The sequence below is a fragment of the Spiroplasma endosymbiont of Sarcophaga variegata genome (assembly GCF_965178695.1).
GTDB lineage: Bacteria > Bacillota_I > Bacilli_A > Mycoplasmatales > Mycoplasmataceae > Spiroplasma > Spiroplasma poulsonii.
In genome coordinates this window covers 915,425-932,795 of record NZ_CBCXVU010000002.1, presented here as the reverse complement: position 1 = coordinate 932,795, position 17,371 = coordinate 915,425, and the positions used below count along the sequence as shown (strand labels likewise).

The 17,371-nt window shown below is 28.5% G+C and carries 16 protein-coding genes; all 16 read right to left on the bottom strand.

Features of this window, described 5'->3' with window-relative positions; translation table 4 throughout:
* Window positions 1-119: 119 nt before the first annotated feature.
* On the bottom strand, window positions 120-1,082 hold the full coding sequence (locus ACOBME_RS06620; protein WP_338963247.1) for an IS1/IS1595 family N-terminal zinc-binding domain-containing protein: 963 nt from the start codon (window positions 1,080-1,082) through the stop codon (window positions 120-122).
* A gap of 390 nt (window positions 1,083-1,472) precedes the next feature.
* Window positions 1,473-2,030 carry a hypothetical protein gene (locus ACOBME_RS06615; RefSeq protein ID WP_338965058.1) on the bottom strand — a complete coding sequence of 186 codons (558 nt, stop codon included), beginning with the start codon at window positions 2,028-2,030 and terminating at the stop codon, window positions 1,473-1,475.
* A gap of 70 nt (window positions 2,031-2,100) precedes the next feature.
* A complete protein-coding gene (locus ACOBME_RS06610; RefSeq protein WP_419334735.1) occupies window positions 2,101-4,716 on the bottom strand; it encodes an ABC transporter permease subunit in 2,616 nt (871 codons plus the stop codon).
* Window positions 4,700-5,668 carry a spermidine/putrescine ABC transporter permease gene (gene potB, locus ACOBME_RS06605; RefSeq protein WP_338965055.1) on the bottom strand — a complete coding sequence of 323 codons (969 nt, stop codon included), beginning with the start codon at window positions 5,666-5,668 and terminating at the stop codon, window positions 4,700-4,702. Before potB ends, ACOBME_RS06610 begins: the two co-directional genes overlap by 17 nt.
* A 12-nt stretch (window positions 5,669-5,680) precedes the next feature.
* Window positions 5,681-6,733, bottom strand: coding sequence for a spermidine/putrescine ABC transporter ATP-binding protein (gene potA, locus ACOBME_RS06600; RefSeq protein WP_338965053.1), 1,053 nt, complete (start codon window positions 6,731-6,733; stop codon window positions 5,681-5,683).
* Window positions 6,734-6,756: 23 nt separating this feature from the next.
* On the bottom strand, window positions 6,757-7,290 hold the full coding sequence (locus ACOBME_RS06595) for a helix-turn-helix domain-containing protein (RefSeq protein WP_338965052.1): 534 nt from the start codon (window positions 7,288-7,290) through the stop codon (window positions 6,757-6,759).
* Window positions 7,291-7,405: 115 nt separating this feature from the next.
* Window positions 7,406-8,227, bottom strand: a complete 822-nt coding sequence (locus ACOBME_RS06590; RefSeq protein WP_338965051.1) for an HAD family hydrolase — start codon at window positions 8,225-8,227, stop codon at window positions 7,406-7,408.
* 44 nt (window positions 8,228-8,271) lie between these two features.
* The gene (gene metK / locus ACOBME_RS06585; protein ID WP_338965049.1) at window positions 8,272-9,423 is read right to left on the bottom strand and encodes a methionine adenosyltransferase; all 1,152 of its coding nucleotides are present in this window, start codon (window positions 9,421-9,423) and stop codon (window positions 8,272-8,274) included.
* Between the two features lie 256 nt (window positions 9,424-9,679).
* On the bottom strand, window positions 9,680-10,621 hold the full coding sequence (locus ACOBME_RS06580; protein ID WP_419334731.1) for a hypothetical protein: 942 nt from the start codon (window positions 10,619-10,621) through the stop codon (window positions 9,680-9,682).
* Window positions 10,622-10,637: 16 nt separating this feature from the next.
* Window positions 10,638-11,438 (bottom strand): TIGR00282 family metallophosphoesterase, encoded by an 801-nt coding sequence (locus tag ACOBME_RS06575; protein WP_419334729.1) that lies wholly within the window; start codon window positions 11,436-11,438, stop codon window positions 10,638-10,640.
* Window positions 11,439-11,450: 12 nt separating this feature from the next.
* Complete coding sequence (gene ylxM / locus ACOBME_RS06570) at window positions 11,451-11,771, bottom strand: YlxM family DNA-binding protein (protein WP_338965040.1); 321 nt, start codon at window positions 11,769-11,771, stop codon at window positions 11,451-11,453.
* Window positions 11,771-12,757: a signal recognition particle-docking protein FtsY gene (gene ftsY / locus ACOBME_RS06565; protein WP_338965037.1), complete on the bottom strand. Its 987-nt coding sequence runs from the start codon at window positions 12,755-12,757 to the stop codon at window positions 11,771-11,773. Before ftsY ends, ylxM begins: the two co-directional genes overlap by 1 nt.
* 74 nt (window positions 12,758-12,831) lie before the next feature.
* Window positions 12,832-13,788 carry an alcohol dehydrogenase catalytic domain-containing protein gene (locus ACOBME_RS06560; protein ID WP_338965035.1) on the bottom strand — a complete coding sequence of 319 codons (957 nt, stop codon included), beginning with the start codon at window positions 13,786-13,788 and terminating at the stop codon, window positions 12,832-12,834.
* A 102-nt stretch (window positions 13,789-13,890) separates the two neighbouring features.
* Window positions 13,891-14,649: a hypothetical protein gene (locus ACOBME_RS06555; protein WP_338965033.1), complete on the bottom strand. Its 759-nt coding sequence runs from the start codon at window positions 14,647-14,649 to the stop codon at window positions 13,891-13,893.
* A gap of 114 nt (window positions 14,650-14,763) precedes the next feature.
* Window positions 14,764-15,216 carry an SsrA-binding protein SmpB gene (gene smpB, locus ACOBME_RS06550; protein ID WP_419335379.1) on the bottom strand — a complete coding sequence of 151 codons (453 nt, stop codon included), beginning with the start codon at window positions 15,214-15,216 and terminating at the stop codon, window positions 14,764-14,766.
* Window positions 15,213-17,330, bottom strand: a complete 2,118-nt coding sequence (gene rnr, locus ACOBME_RS06545) for a ribonuclease R (RefSeq protein ID WP_338965028.1) — start codon at window positions 17,328-17,330, stop codon at window positions 15,213-15,215. The genes smpB and rnr overlap by 4 nt, the downstream gene beginning before the upstream one ends.
* Between the last annotated feature and the right edge of the window lie 41 nt (window positions 17,331-17,371).

Here is a 17,371-nt window from a genome sequence, read left to right as displayed (position 1 = left end):
CGTTGTTTTCAAAAAATATCTTTAATTTTGTCGAAAACTCTTGATGAAATAAAAAAAATCATCAATATGACAATTTGAAAACTAATTTTGTGTAAGATTATGATTTTGCTTTAAATTTTTTAAACGTTAAAATATAATACCGTTGATTGTTGGTTTGGTGTTAAACCTTTGTGTTGGTATTTTCATTTTCAGAGCTTTAAATAATTTTGAATATTAGTGAAACCCAAACCATGATAATGAATTAAGGCTTCTTTAAGACTGGATTGTAATTTACTAATCTTATTTAACTTTTGATAACTAGTATCAGGGTTTGTACTAGTTTTGGTGGAATATAGAGTAGAATTTGTTTGTTTTGCTACTAATAAATATAGTGGTTGCATATCAGAAATAATTATTGATTTTTCTTTAATTAGTTGCTTATTCATATTTTCAATAATCCATTGTTTTTGTAATCTTTTGGTATTGGTGGATTGAACAAAAATATTATTATTGCTATCAACCGCCATTTGAATACAGCATTTGGTATCAGTTGAAAATGGATCGAGATGAGTTTTTCGTTTATCAAATTTATCTTTAAAATTGCCTTTATGAATTTCTTTAATAAATGTTTCATCCATTTGGATTTGACCATTTAATTTTTTAAATTTTAACTGTGTATTTTCTAATTGTTTTGATTGCATTAATTTTTGTCGATTATATCAAGCGGTTTTTGGGGTTGTTTTAATAAAACGAGAAATTATTTTACTAGATTGTCCTAACAATGAAATTTGAATTAATAAATTTCACTGTTCATAATTTAAATGACTTCAATAAGTAAAATGATGACGAAATGCATCAAAACTAGCACGACATTTTTTACATAAATATTTTTGTTTTCCTTCGGAATTATGACCATTTTTAACACAATGAAAAGATTTGCAATTAGGACATATAATGCCTTTATCTCTAAATTTTTGATCAATTTCATTTAAACGTTTTTGTTTTTTAATTAAGTCTGCTTGTTGTTTTATTTTTTCATAAAATTCTAAAAATTGATCATCTGTTAAGCTATTTATTAATTCTGTAATTATTTTTTTCATCATTTATTTACCTCCATATATTAAAAATATACCTAATTTTAGGTATATTTTATAAATATCAAGAGTTTTCGACAAAATTAAAGAAAAATATTGTTTTCAACCAATTTGCAAATAATAATAACCTACCCCCTCTTTTGAATCTGCCCAGTAACAATTTGATTGTGATAAAAATTTGGTTGCTTTAAATAATAAGATAAAATTGCTGACACAATAATCGCTAAAATTAATATTAATAAATGAATTCTTCGTTGTTGTCAAATTAAAACAAAACCTAAAATAAAAATAACTAAAATAGCATAATAACTATTTATCAAAAGTAAATAATTAGAAAGAATTATTCCTACAAGTAAAATAAAATCTGCTTTTTTAAAAAAACAATACATCTGTTTTAGATTAAAAAACACAAAACAACCTAATAATATTAAAATATTTTAAATAACTACCACTTAAATATTGTTGTAATTTAGTAATGATAATCTTAGAAGAATTTACTTTATCTTGCAAAATTTTGATAACTTTTGATTGCAGAAAATTTGGAATTAAAACTTGTTTTAAAAGTTGTTTTGTTAATAATTGCCGTTGATATCATTTAATATACTGTGCTGTTGGAATTAGTCCAATTGTTGATATTTGCTGATATTTTTTTTGCAAAATATTTTTATGAATTGGAGCAAAAACATTAAAATCAAACTGATAATTTAATAAAATTGTTTCAATTGTTCAACCAACCATTTCCGCAGAAATTCAAACAGGAGTTGGAATTACTTTTGGTTGTGCTAATGGTAAATTATATTTATTTGTAAAAATTATTTTGTAATCATATTTTCGGAGGTCTTTTTCTACAAAATTATTAACATTTATTCGTCAAGAAAATAAAAAATAAATTAAAGTAACTAAAATACCAAATAATATTGTAAAAATAAAATATCCCTTCTTTTTAACAAAAACCACCCGCTTTCAACTTATGATATAATCATTGTCTTTTCATTTTCCTTGCAAGAAAAAAAGAGATGATACATCTCTAATTCTTCCCAGCAATTAAAATATTATATTTATCTAAAAGATAAGTATCTAAGTCAGTCAACATAAATGGACCGTCGGAAATTTGTGGTTTAGCAATATACTGTTGAAGCGTCTCATCAAATCTTGCCACCTGTACATAATCACGACGATAGTTAACCATTGTTCCTGATTCGGGATCATGGCCATTACTATAATAGTTGTAATTATTTTCATAATCCATAACTTGTTGATAAGGTGAAGTATAATTTGCTTCTTCTGTTATTGCTGTTGCATTTTGAACAACATAATTCATAAACTTATAAGCTAAATCTTTGTGTTTAGCATCTTTTGCTAATACCATATTATCACTTCAAATATTAGTTCCTTCAGTTGTTTGTGATATTCACTGGGTTGTTGCACGGGGACGAGTAATAATTAATTTTGTACCGCTGGCTTCTTTTCTACTATTTGCAAATAATGTGTCAGCATAAATCGCATCACCATTATACATAAATGCAAAATCAAAGTTTCCATCACCAACAGCATTAAGTAATTCATCATTCATCAAAGCAACATTATTGTTTTTTAATAATGTTGTTAATTGATTATAATCAACATCAACTTGGCTTTGTGTTTTTGGAATTGGTCTAAAATAATTTTTTTCATTTGCTAGCATAAATAAATTTCGTGGATCATTATTTACTAAAACTCGTTTTTTAGCTGCTGCTGCTTGCCAAAGAATATCTCATGAAATACCATTTGAATAAATATTATTGTGGGTTACTTCATTAATAGCAATTTGATCACGATTTGTTGCAGGATCTCATTGTTCACGTTGATAACCAAATTTTCCTTTTGCTGGTGCTGGTAAGTTAGTATTTGCTTTAGCAAAAATATCTTGTAAAAAATCTAAGTTACTTTTTGTTGGATTAATAACTAATGAAACTTCTCCTCAAAAGTATGGTAAACTATAATTTACAATTGTTTTAACATCAGCATTAGGTTGCCCTGCCAACTTATCAGTCCCTTTAATTTTATTTTCATTTAAGATATTTAACAAACCATTATTTAATGATGCCGCATATGTTTTATCAAAACACTTTGATTGTGTTGGGTCAATAGTTGAAACAACACAGTTTTGATAAAAATCTGGATTAATTTCTTTTACTGCAGTAATATAAATATTTAAATCATTAAAATACTGATTACCAATTGTTCATTTACCTGAATTATTTTCATTATATGTTGGATTAGGTTTAATAATATTAAAACTTTTATCAACATCATTTAGTTTTTGATAATCAATTTCTTCTAAGCGCCCTTCTTGGGCTAATTTATTGACCATATAATCACTTGGAACCATAACATCATAATGCGTTGTATATAATTTATTGTACAATGTTTCATTGCTATCATAAACACTATATTTAACTTTAACATTATATTTTTTCTCAAAATTACTAATTAAATCAGAAGTAATATAACCACCTCAATTGGCAACGGCCAAATCATAAATGTTATTACTAATATAAACCCCCGTTAATAATCCAACGGAACCAACTGAAATGACTGCTAATAATAATGGTTTTCAACTCCGTGAAAATCAACGAAATTTTTTTCGTGACATTTTGTTAATGTTCTCTTTAGTTTCTTGGCGTTCAATAAAAGTTTGTTTTTTATTTTTAATTCATACTAAGGTTTTTTCATATTTTTTTTCTAATTTAATAATTTTTCAACGTAAACGTTCTTTTTGGTTTTCACTTTGAAATTTTTTAGTATTAAGTTGATGATAAAGCAATGCTAATTTCATTTCATAACACATAATGTCTTTATCTTTATATGTTCCTTTTAACATTTCGCGGCGTAAACGATTGTAATTAATTTTATAAATATTTCAACCATTTCAACCAATAATAACAAAAGCAATAATTGCAATACAAATTGTTCCAAATGCATTAATGAATGGTTTGATTCGTTTCATTGTGTAAATAAATGTTGCAACGTTAACATCATCACCCCCGGTGAAATATGAAATAATGAAATCATCGAAACTCATTGCAAAAGCAATTGCAGCAGCAGCGATAATTGCTGGTTTTAAAATTGGTAAAATAATTTTACGTAAGGTTTGTGATGGTTTTGCTCCTAAATCTAATGATGCTTCAAGTAATTTTGGATCAACTTTTCGTAACCTTGGTAAAACAGTAATAATTACATAAGGTACATCAAACGAAATATGGGCCAGTACTAAGGTAAGCATTCCAAAGTTAGCTCCCAGGGCAATAAATAACATCATTAACGAAACCGCCGTAATAATATCGGCATTAATTAACGGAATATTAGTAATTGATAATGTCATTTTTTGTGTAATCTTACGGGCACGACTTAAACCAATCGCTGCTAATGTTCCAATTATAACCGAGATAACTGTTGCAATAAGGGCAGTAAAAACAGAAACAATAATACTTTGTAGAAATGGTTGTTCATTAGCAAGTTGTTTATATCAACGATCAGAAAAGCCATTAAAGATACTCGTACTCTCCCCAATGTTAAATGAGAACAAAATTAGAATCATAATTGGAACATAAATAAACAATATGATTAATGCCATGTAAGATGATTTAAGAAATCTTTTCATTACGACGCCCCTTTCTTGTTTCAAAATATCTTGATAATAAGTTTGATAATACAATAATCAGAAAAACAATAATTGCTAAAATAACTGAGATTGCTGCTCCAATTCCAAAGTTTTCGCCTTTAAAGAAATATGATTCAATTACATCAACAATTAAATTAATGCGACCATTCCCCATAAACTTAACAATAATTAAAGAAGTTGCTGCTTGAACTAACAATAAAGTTCCTCCAGCAATGATTCCTGGAATTGATTGACGAAAAACAACTTTTCAAAATGTTTTAAAACCATTTGCACCCAAATCTTTTGAAGCTTCAATTAATGATTTATCAATTTTATCTAAACTATTATAAATTGGTAAAATCACAAATGGTAAAAAAGCATATACCACCCCAATTACAACTGAAATTGGGGTCCCCAATAATCCTGGCGCAATAATATTAAATAAGGTTTGTAATCCAATAATTTTTAATAACATATTAATTCAAATCGGTAAAGTTACAAGAATTCAAATATTTTTTGATAATAGTTTTGACTTACAAAAGGCCATTACATAAGCAACTGGATATGCAATTACAATTGCAATTAAAGCCGCAATAAATGAATAACCTAGTGCTAAGAGCAATGCAATTACAAATTTTCGTTCTGATAAAAAAGTTACAAAATTTTTAAAATTAATTTCAAAAACTAAACTATTTCCGGTTGGTTGAATAAATGAATATAATAAAATAATTAGTAACGGAACAACAATTAATAAAATCATAATAATAATGTATGGTCATAAAATTGGATTTAACCCTCGTTTAAATCATTTACTTTGTTTTGCCTGATAAGAAATGTTGAGATATTTTGTTCGACATCAAGCAGCAAAATGTTGTCTACGTGATTTAGCACGACTAGTTTGTTTTTTAAATCAAGTTTTAACTTTCCCTGGTGGTTTTTCTTTGTTTGCCATTATACCCTCCTCTTAATCATCAATCTCTTTTCACATAACATGAATATCTTCAACATGTCATGAAATATCAACTGTGTCATATTCTTCAACTTTATCAGTTGAATGAATTAAGTATTTGCGATCTTTACATTTAACAATAATTTCTCAATGAACACCTTTAAAATTAACACTAGTTACTACACCGGTAAAAAATCCTTTTCCGACTGGAACAATATCAATATCTTCGGGGCGAATCATAATATCAATTTGATCCTCTTTTTCACCAAAACCACGATCAAGACATTCAAATTTCTTTCCATCAAATTGAACACAATTATCTTTTAAGAAAATAGCATTTGAAATAATATTTGAATCACCAATAAATTGTGCGGTTCAAATATTTTCTGGTTCATTATAAATTTCAGTTGGGGTTCCAACTTGCTGGATTGCACCATCATTCATTACAATAATTCGATCAGACATTGTTAGTGCTTCTTCTTGGTCGTGCGTTACTAAAATAAACGTAATACCAATCTCCCCTTGTAAAGCTTTTAGTTCAGCTTGCATTTTTTTCCGTAATTTTACATCTAACGCCGCCATTGGTTCATCTAATAATAAAACCTTTGGTTTATTAATTAAGGCACGCGCTAAAGCTACGCGCTGACGTTGCCCCCCCGATAATAATTCAACTGACTTATCTTCAAAACCTTCTAGTCCGACTAAAAAAAGAAATTTTTTAACTTCTGCTTCCAAAACATCATATTTAATTCGTTTAATTTTCAAACCATAAGCAATGTTATCAAAAACAGTTAGATGGGGAAATAAAGCATAGTTTTGAAAAACAGTATTAATCTCTCGTTTATGAACCGGAATTTTAAGATAATCTTTTCCTAAAAATAATAATTCACCACTATTTGGTTGCTCAAAACCAGCAATAATTCTTAATGTTGTTGTTTTTCCACATCCAGATGGACCTAATAATGTAACAAATTCTCCTTCTTTAATGTTTAAGTTAATCCCTTTTAAAACAACTTTCCCATCATATTGTTTTGAAATGTTACGTAACTCTAAAATATTTTTTTCCAATTTTTTTCTTCCTTTCTAGCAACTTAAAATGTTGGTGGCGTTGATATTCATAATACTTCAACGATGTCAGCTGTTTCATTTTTTAAATAATGTTGGTTGTTCCCATATAAATAAAAACTATCTTTTGCTTGTGCTTTTTGTGCTTTTGGTCCAGAATAAACCATTACTGTCCCCTTTAAAACATATCCAAAAATTTCACCTTCAAATGGTAAAATCCGTTCGGATTCACAATGTGGTTTAATCTGAATTAAAATTGGTTCTAATTCGTTTGCTTGTGCATTCGGAACTAATCACTCAATGCGATAATTATCTTGTTTAACTTCATAATGATCATCTGCTTGATAAACAAACTTTTTATTTTTTTCTTGTTTAAAAAAATCTGCTAAGTTGGTGCCTAACACTTCTAAAATATTTTGAAGTGTTACAATACTAGGCGAAGAAATATCTCGTTCAAGTTGACTAATAAAACCTTTTGTTAATTCACAGCGATTAGCTAATTCTTCAATTGTTAAATTGTTTTTTTGACGTAACAACTTAATCTTCTCACCCAGTAACATATGCACACATCCTTTTTGTAATTGTGTTTAGTTATACTAAACTTTTTGTTTTAAAATTACAACCACATTAATTATAGGGAAAACAAAAAAAATATCAATACTTTTTTGATATTTTTTACTTTTTAAAATACTTATCAATTGCTTTAGCAACTCCGGAACGACGATAATGGGCTGTTGTATCATCAGAAATACCCTTGATATCATCTGTTGCATTTCCCATTGCAATTCCAACACCTGCTCATTTTAACATTGCATAATCATTTGAACCATCACCCATGGCAATAACTTCCGCAGGCTGAATATTATATATCTTTGTCAAATACTCTAAAGCATCTTTTTTATCACTATTTTTTGGACTAATTTCTAAATTTAAACTCTGGTTTGTTAAATATGATGAATCAAAAACATTAAACTCGTATTTCACTAAAATTTTTGCTTTAAATTTTAAAACAGCTTCCTTTTTACCACTAACAACAAACTTATATGCTTGGTCGTGCAAAGTATTACTATTTTTAACTAAAATTCTTTTTCGTTTTGTATGAATACTCATTCATTTCACCATAAAACCATGGTTAGTATTAACATAGGCTAAATGATCATTAGCAACAGAATAAGCTCATAATTGAATACGATATTCATTAGCAATATTAAAAACAGTAATTAATTCTTCATTTGTAAAAGCATTTTGTTGAATAATCTTTTCCTTAGCAAAATCATAAATAATTCCACCATTAAAACCAATCACTGGCATTTGTTTTTCAATAATTCCTAATTTTTTTGCCACTTTTCGAATTACTCCAATACTACGCCCAGTGGCAATAATTACTTTAATATCATTTGCTAACGCTCATTTAATTGCAGCAATGTTTTGTTTTGAAATTTGATTTCGATGAGCTGTTGTTCCATCCAAATCAAGCGCAATTAACTTATATTCCATTAGTTCTTTCTCCTTATTTCCTTTCTTTTAATTATATCTAAAATTTAAGAAACCAACAGATATTTGACTAAACTTTGAACTTTATCTAATTTCTCTCATGGTAATTCACTATGATAACGACCAAAATGACCATAAGTTGCTGTTTGTTGATAAATTGGCTTTTGTAATTCTAATTTTGCAATCATTGCTTGTGGTTGAAAATCAAAGTTCTCTTTAATAGCCGTTAAAATTACATCATTAGAAACCAGATTTGTTCCAAAGGTTTCAACAAAAATTGAAATTGGTTCTGCAACACCAATTGCATAAGATAATTGAATCTCACAACGTTCAGTTAATCCTGCTGCAACAATATTTTTGGCAACATAGCGTGCCATATAAGCCGCCGAACGATCAACTTTTGTTCCATCCTTACCAGAAAAAGCACCCCCGCCATGGCGAGCATAACCACCATATGTATCAACAATAATTTTCCGACCAGTTAATCCAGCATCTCCCTTCGGTCCTCCAATTACAAAACGTCCAGTTGGATTAATCAATACTTTAAAATCTAAATTCATTTTAAATTCTTTCACAACTGGTTCCATAATTTCAGTAATAACGAATCCTTTAAATTTCTTTTCATCAATATCTTCATCATATTGAATTGACATTAAAATTGTATCAATAAAAATATTTTTAGAATTTGTTAAATCTAATGTCACTTGTGATTTCATATCCGGACGAGCTCCGTGAAAAATTCCTTCTTTTCGTAAAATACTTGCTCTTTTAACTAATGCATGGGCTAACGAAATGGCTAATGGCATATAATTATCTGATTCGTTTGTCGCATAACCAAACATAATCCCTTGATCACCAGCGCCAAAATTATCAACCCCTTGGGAAATATCTGGTGATTGTGTTTTAATTAAAACTTCAATCTCGCAAGTTTCTCAGTCAATTCCTCATTCAGCATTATTATAACCAATTTCTTTTAACACTTTTCGCGCTACTGCTGCATAGTCAACGTTTGTTTTTGTTGTAATTTCACCGCCAATAATAACACGGTTCGTTGTAACAAAACACTCACAAGCAACTCGTGAAAACGGGTCTTCTCGTAAACAAGTATCTAAAACAGCATCAGAAATTTGATCACAAATTTTATCAGGATGTCCCTCTGAAACTGATTCAGAAGTAAATAAAATTTTCTCTTTCTTCATACCTTTTCTCCTTAATCATAAATAAAACCACATCATAATAATGTGGCATTAATAATAATATGTTTACACTTAAATTAATAGTTAACTTTATTCAATAACTAATAAATCTTATTGGTAGCATATCATCTTGCCCTGCTAAAAGCACCTTCTAATTAAATATAGGGTTGCTAGTGGATCATTGTTTAGCGTACTAACCACTTCAAAATAAGTTTTATGTTGTTACTTGACAACATATTTATTATAACTTAAAAATTAATTAATTTTGTTTTAAATTAATAATTTCTGTAAAAATTTTATGATCAATATTTTTATCAGTAAAAAGATAGTGCTTTGCTACTGAAACTTTGACAATGTTAATCATTTTATTGTTAATTAAGTTTACTTTTTTATTATTATAAAATTTATCATTTTCTACTTGAACAATTAAAGTGGTTAGTTTTATTTTATTAAGTTGTTTAAGAAGTTTTTTATTTAAATAATTAAATTGTAAAATTTGATTTAAAAAATACGTCTGTTCTTTTTGCAACATTAATTGACTATAAATTTCATTTTGACTTAAAACTTGATAATCAATGTGGATTTTAAGTAACTTATCTAAGTTAAAAATAAAACCAATACCAATACCAATTTTACTAGTAATTGAAAAACGAATTCCTTTATGATTAGTAACTGGATTAACTAAAATAACCTTTTCAACTAATGGTTGCTTTTTTAACAATAAACCAATTAAACTAATCGAAAAACCTTCTAATAACAAAATAATCTTTTGCTGTTCGTATTTATTTTTTAATGCCGTAATGACATCAAAAATGTCGTTAACTAAAACCCCAACATTTTTGATGCGCGCTGAAACATTATCCTTGACATTTCTTTGGTTAAAAGTAATAACACTTATTTTGTTTTTTAATAGCTCATCATTATTAACTAATCCCATAAAATTCTCTTTCGCTCCATATAAGTCATGCACTGCCAAAAGAATATATTCACTATCCTTATTAACTGTTCCCAATGTTGTTAATTCATACTGATCAGCAGTAAGAAAATGTTTATTTTCAATATATTCTGGTAGTTGAATTTGTCCTGGTTTGGCTTTTTTATTAAAAAGACGGTAAAATCGAAAAAGCAAATAACGGCAAAGAAAAATCCCTACGATGGCACAAATAACAATAATAAGATCTGTTTTAATAAAACTAGTCATTTAACTTCTCCTTCTTTTATTTCAAAAAGTCTGCTTCATTTTCCGGGCGAATTAAAATTCGTTCAATTTTAACTGCTTTATTTGTCTTATCATCAACTTCTAATAACGCAGCAGAAAAAATTAATTGATCATCATTTTCTGCTGGTTCAAATCGTAATGGTAACCCCATTTTTTCTTTAATAATAATTTCAGTGGGATTAGCCCCAATGATTGAATTATAACTTCCACACATTCCAACATCAGTAATATATCCTGTTCCTCGTGGTAATAACCGGTTATCTGCTGTTTGCACATGCGTATGTGTTCCAAAAAAACCAGTAATTATGCCATCATAATTTCAAGCAAATGCTAATTTTTCAGCACTAGCTTCTGCATGAAAATCAACAAAATGTAAATCACTATCATCATTTACCAGAATTTCTTCAAAAACAGCATAGGGATTATCAACTGGGTCCATAAAACTGCGTCCCATTAAATTAGTTATCCGGATTTTCTTATTATTAATTTTAATTTTAACAGTACCGTTCCCCGGCGTAAATGAATTCATATTTGCTGGCTTCAATAAGTCATTAACTTCCTCAATATAATTTAATACTTCAGGATTACGAAAAATATGATTACCAGAAGTAATAATATTAATACCATATGATTTTAATTCATTGTAATGGTGCTTTGAAATAGATTTCCCATGGGTTGTATTTTCACCATTAGCAATAACTAAATGTAGGTTGTATTTTTTTACTAGTAAAGGTAAATACTTATTAACTGCTATCCGACCAGTCTTACCATAAATATCACCAATCATTAAAATATTCATTCGAGCCTCTCCTTAATCATTATCAATTTCTTTTAATTTTTTTATTAATGGAACACATTCATCAATTTTATCAAACTGTTGACAAAAAATTTCACGTTGTTGTTGTGTATAACTTAATTGTAGGTTATTTTCAAATTTGTGCAATGCGTTTGTAATTTTTAATAATGAATCATAAACTGCATTACGAGAAACGTTTTTTTGCCCAGCGATTTCACTTAAAGAATAATCATCAAAAAAATATAATTCAAAATACTCAACTTGCTTAGGTGTTAATAACGAATTATATAAATCATATAAAATAATTAATTCATTTGATTTTTCTAAATCTTTCATTATGCTTCATCCACTTCATCATGATTAAATAAATCTTTTGTCAAATTATAAATATATTGTTCTATATCAAACTCTTGTAAATCTTCTGGTTGTTCACCAAGACCAATTAATTTAACTGGAATATTTAACTGATCTTTAATTTCTAAAACAACACCACCCTTAGCAGTTCCATCCATTTTCGTTAAGACAATCCCGGTCACATTTGTCACTTCTGAAAAATTCTTTGCTTGTGAAATCCCATTTTGACCAGTCACCCCATCAATTACTAATAATGTTTCATGCGGAGCATCAGAAATTTCTCGTTTAATAATGCGATTAATTTTATCTAATTCATTCATTAAATTGACTTTATTTTGTAAACGCCCTGCCGTATCAATTATAACGACATCAACTTGTTCGTTTTTTGCTTTTATTAAACCATCATAAATTACGCTGGCGGGGTCTTGTCCTTCTTTAACTGGTTTGACAATATTAACTTTTAATCGCATTGCTCATTGGTTTAATTGCTCAACAGCTCCAGCTCGGAACGTATCGCCCGCAACAAATAAAACAGTTTTCCCTTGGTCAAGAAATTGTTTAGCTAATTTGGCAATTGTTGTTGTCTTTCCAGCCCCATTAACACCAACCATTAAAATAACATTTAAACGGTTATCTTTTAAATTTAATTGGTTTTGTTTACTTTTGGGATCATTATATAAATCCATAATTACTTCGACCAAATAATCATTAGTATCATCAATGCTTCATCCTTTTTGCACTTTTTTTCGAATTTGATCGGTAATTTGCAAAACCATGTTCATTCCCATATCACTAGCAATCAAAATTGCTTCTAAATCTTCTAAATATTCATCATCATATTCTTTATATTTATTTGCTAATTTTTTAATATCATTTGAAAAAGTTAATCTTGTTTTACGTAATGCTTTTTCTAATTTAACTTGTTTTTTTTCTTCTCGCTTTGCTTTTAATCTTTGGAAAAAACCCATTTTTAACTTCACCCTATTCTATTTCGTACTATAATTTCACCACAACTTTAAATATATCTTTGTCCATAAAAGCTTTATAAGCCTTGTAAGACTTGATTTTTATTAAAAGCTTTTGTTACTAACTGCATTGGTGAAATTTCCTTTGCTTCAATTTTTGTAACTAATTCATCAAGAGTATAAACATTTAAGATCCCAGTGTGAACAGTAATATTTTGGTATCATAATTGTTGTAAATTAAAAACAACAGATTTATTAAAAACACCGATTGTAATAATTGTACCATTAAAATTAACCATTTGTTGAGCTTGTTCAAAGGTTCCCCGATCATTCCCAACACATTCAATTACTAAATCGTATTTAATATTAAGAATAGTTTTAGTACTATAATATCCCTTATGTGCTCCAAGTTTTTCAAAATAATCTAATTTTCGACTATGATGACCATAGACATCAACTTCTTTATGATATTTATTTATTAACAAAAGAACTGCAAGGCCGATTGGACAATCACCAATAATTGCAATATTATTAATATTTTGAAAATCAACTTTTTTGATAACATTCTCATAAGCCGTTGGTAAAACATCACTAAGCATTAATGCATCAGCTAAATTTATTGTAGAAGAGATTTTGATTACACTATTGTCACCATATGGGATGCGAACATATTCAGAATGCGTTCCATTAATTTTTGTTCCCAAAATAAAACCACCATTAACACATTTTGCAAAAGCTTTTCGAAGACACCACTGGCAAATGTTGCAATGCGTAATACAACCAATTGCGACACGATCACCAACCCTAAGATTAATAACACTGACACCAACAGCAGTCACAATACCAACCCCTTCGTGTCCCATAATTGTATTTAGAGCAACACTATCTTCTTGGCCCAAATAAGGACGATAATCGGCACATGAAAAAGTAAACCCTTCAATTTTTACAATAATATCTGTCGGTTCGACAATAACTGGTTCCGTTGTTTCTGTTCATTCAATTTTATTTTTTCCTTTAAAAATTAATGCTTTCATATTTTTGCCCTCTTTTCCTTCTACCTATGATTATACCCAAATAATAAAAATATCAAATAAAAAAGAATAAGCTAGAACAACTTTAAATAACATTGTTTTAACTTATTCTGAAACTTGTAATGTTCCCTGTTCAATTTCTAGTCCAATCTTAGGATCAACTAAATCAGTAAATAATCGTTGGTGTGGCATTTTAGTATTAAAATATTGGCGATAATTTTTTCGAATTAATTCCTGATTCTCATCATTTAAATTCACAAAAACTCATGCATCAGTACAAACTGGTAAGTTATTAAACATAATAACTTCTGCTGCATACATCTCTGCTAACTTGACACTATCTTTTGTGCGATCATCAAAGGGAACTAAAAAACTATCTTCTAAATCATAAATTTTTTCTTCGGAAGGATCATTTGCAATTCCAATTCCAACTTTTACTTCTTTTACCGTTTGATATTTTTCATATAACGTATAGTTAATAATTTTAACAGTTGTATTAATATAATTAGCAATTTCAATTAAATAATCTAAATCACCATCATCTTCATATAATGCTAAATAAATATCTTCATGACGATGAATACCAACAATATTTTCTGCCATTTTTAGTGAATTTAAAATTGTTTCTTCTAAACTTGTCACAATTCATTGATAAGTTTCCTTATCATATGTTTTTTTAATTTCTTTTTCATTAATGAAACGCACAACAACCGATGACATTGACTGATTATTATTTTCTTTGACATAAAAAGGTGGCAATTGTAAATTTGATAAGGCAACTCGATTACGATATTCATCAATTCGATTTTTACTATAAACATATTCCTTTAATATTTCAATAGTTTGCTGTGGATCTCATTTCATATTATTTACCCCTTAGTTAAAAAAATTACCATATTAATTATACTACAAACCGCAATAAAAAGGAGGGCACTAGCTCCCGCAAACCCTAACCTTCCCAACTTTTTATTTTATTTATTAACGCTTTTGACGTAAACGTTCATTATCACGTTGCTTAATTAGTTCTCGTTTATCATAATTCTTCTTCCCACGAACTAGAGCAATTTCCAATTTAGCATAATTATTTTTTAAATACAACTTTAATGGAACCATTGTTAGTCGTTCTAATTTAATTCGTTGCAAAATCTTTTTAATTTCAGATTTATGTAAAAGTAGTTTTCTGGTACGATCAGCATCAGGAACATAAGCTGTTGAAAATTTATATTGTGCAATCACCATATTAATAACAAATGCTTCCTTTTTACGAATAATAACAAATGCTTCATTAATTAAAACATCATTATTTCGAATTGATTTAATTTCACTTCCTGTTAAAGCAAGGCCCGCTTCATAAGTTTCAATAATTTCATAATTATACCGTGCACGCTTATTAATTGTAATTATTAACATTATGATCAACTCCTTGCTTAATTAACTAATTCAAAATCAATTTGTCGTAATTTCTTGCTTGCTTTTTTAACTCTTATCCGAACTTTTTTTCCTAAAAAATATTCTTTTCGTTTTCGTTCTCCAACTAATTTTAAACTTTTTTCATCAAAAGGATAATAGTCATCATTTAAATCAGTAATGTGAACCAATCCTTCAATCGTATTTGGTAACTCAACAAAAATTCCAAATGCCGTTACACCAGCCACAATTCCATCATATTGATAACCAATTTTGCTTTCCATATACTCTGCTTCTTTCATCTTATCAACTTCTCGTTCACATTCCATTGCTCGTAACTCTGCTAATGATGATTGCTGACTGGCATGGCCAACCAAAGCGCGTGTTTGTTCCAAATCAGTAACTTTAACTTTTGCCTGAAACAAATATTCTTTTAATAATCGATGGACAATTAAATCGGGATAACGCCGAATTGGAGAAGTAAAATGCGTGTAACACCACGACGCTAATCCAAAGTGGCCATCATTAATTGGAATATACTTAGCTTTTTCCATACTGCGTAAAACTAATGCTGAAATAACTTTAAAGTTTTCTTTGTCTTTTAATTTATTTAAAATTTGTTGTAAATCTTTAGAATGAATATTTTCCATTTTACCTTTAATATTTAATCCCAAATAAGACAACTGGGTATACAAATCAAATAATTTTTTTGGTTTTGGTTTATTATGGATACGATAAACAAATGGTAAATCCATTCAGTAAATTGTTTCAGCAACAGTTTTGTTTGCACGAATCATAAAACTTTCAATTAACTTTTCAGCATCCGCACGTTCAATAGTAATGATATCTTTAATTTTACCATTTTTATCAACAATAAATTTCGGTTCATCTAAATCAAAATCAACAACACCATCTTGTTGTTTTTTTCTTGCTAAAATTTGGTACAACTGATGGGCCAAAGAAAGCATCTCTGTTAACGCAAGAGGAATTTGGTTTTTTTCATTTTGAAAAAATTTATTAACCTCATCATAAGTTAACCGTGCTTTTGAAATGATAACAGATTCATAAATACTTGAAGTAACAACATGCCCTTGTCCATCAATTTCCATTTCACAAGTTAATGTTAAACGTGATTCAAACGGATTTAACGAACAAATACCGTTACTTAATTTTTCTGGTAACATTGGCACAACCCGATCAATTAGATAAATTGAACACCCCCGGTCAAAGGCTTCTTTATCAAGGGCACTATTCGAGGGAACATAGTGTGCAACATCAGCAATTGCAACTGATAGTAAGTAATTCCCGTTCGCATTTTTCTTAACTAAAATTGCATCATCGAAGTCTTTTGAATCATTACCGTCAATTGTTACAAACATTTCATTTTGTAAATCACGACGTAATTTATTTTTTAATGCTTCTGTTACATCAAGCTCTTGTTTAATTTGGTTGGCCTCACGTAAGACTTGCTCATTAAATTTAGTGGGAATATTGAATTCATGTAAGACTGCTAAAACATCAACACCAACTTGATTAGCATTGCCAATAATTTCAGCAATCTTAACTTGCATTAAATTGGTCTTACTATTAATATTGACAATGCTCCCTTTAATAATTGTATTTTCAATTGCTTCTTTAAAATTAATAATTTCAGCACGATACTGTGTTAATTTATTATTTAAAATTTCTAGATACTTTTGATTATTACGATTTTTTTTAACAACTCCAACAACATATTCATTATTTCGTTTAACAACTTTAATAACTTGTGCTTCAATTTTTCTGGCATTATTATTAGGTTTATGTTTTTTTAAAACAAATAAAACAGAATCTTGATCTAATGCATTATTTAAATCATCTTGCTTAATAAAATACTCTTCTTGGCCTTCGCCAATTTTAACAAAACCAAATCCTTTTTTATTAACACTTACAACTCCTTGTAAATAAACTTTTGGATCTAAATAGTAAAAACGATTGTGGTTTGCAACCGCAATAATATTATCATTTTCTAGTTCAACTAAAGTTTTTAACATCATCTTATTATCATCAATATTATTAATTGCCAATAGTTGTGCTAATTCAATTGTATCAATCGGCTTTGCTTGTTTTTTTAAAATCGCAATGATTTGATCATGCATACAACTTCCCCCTAAATGAAAAAAGAGACATTTTTAAATCT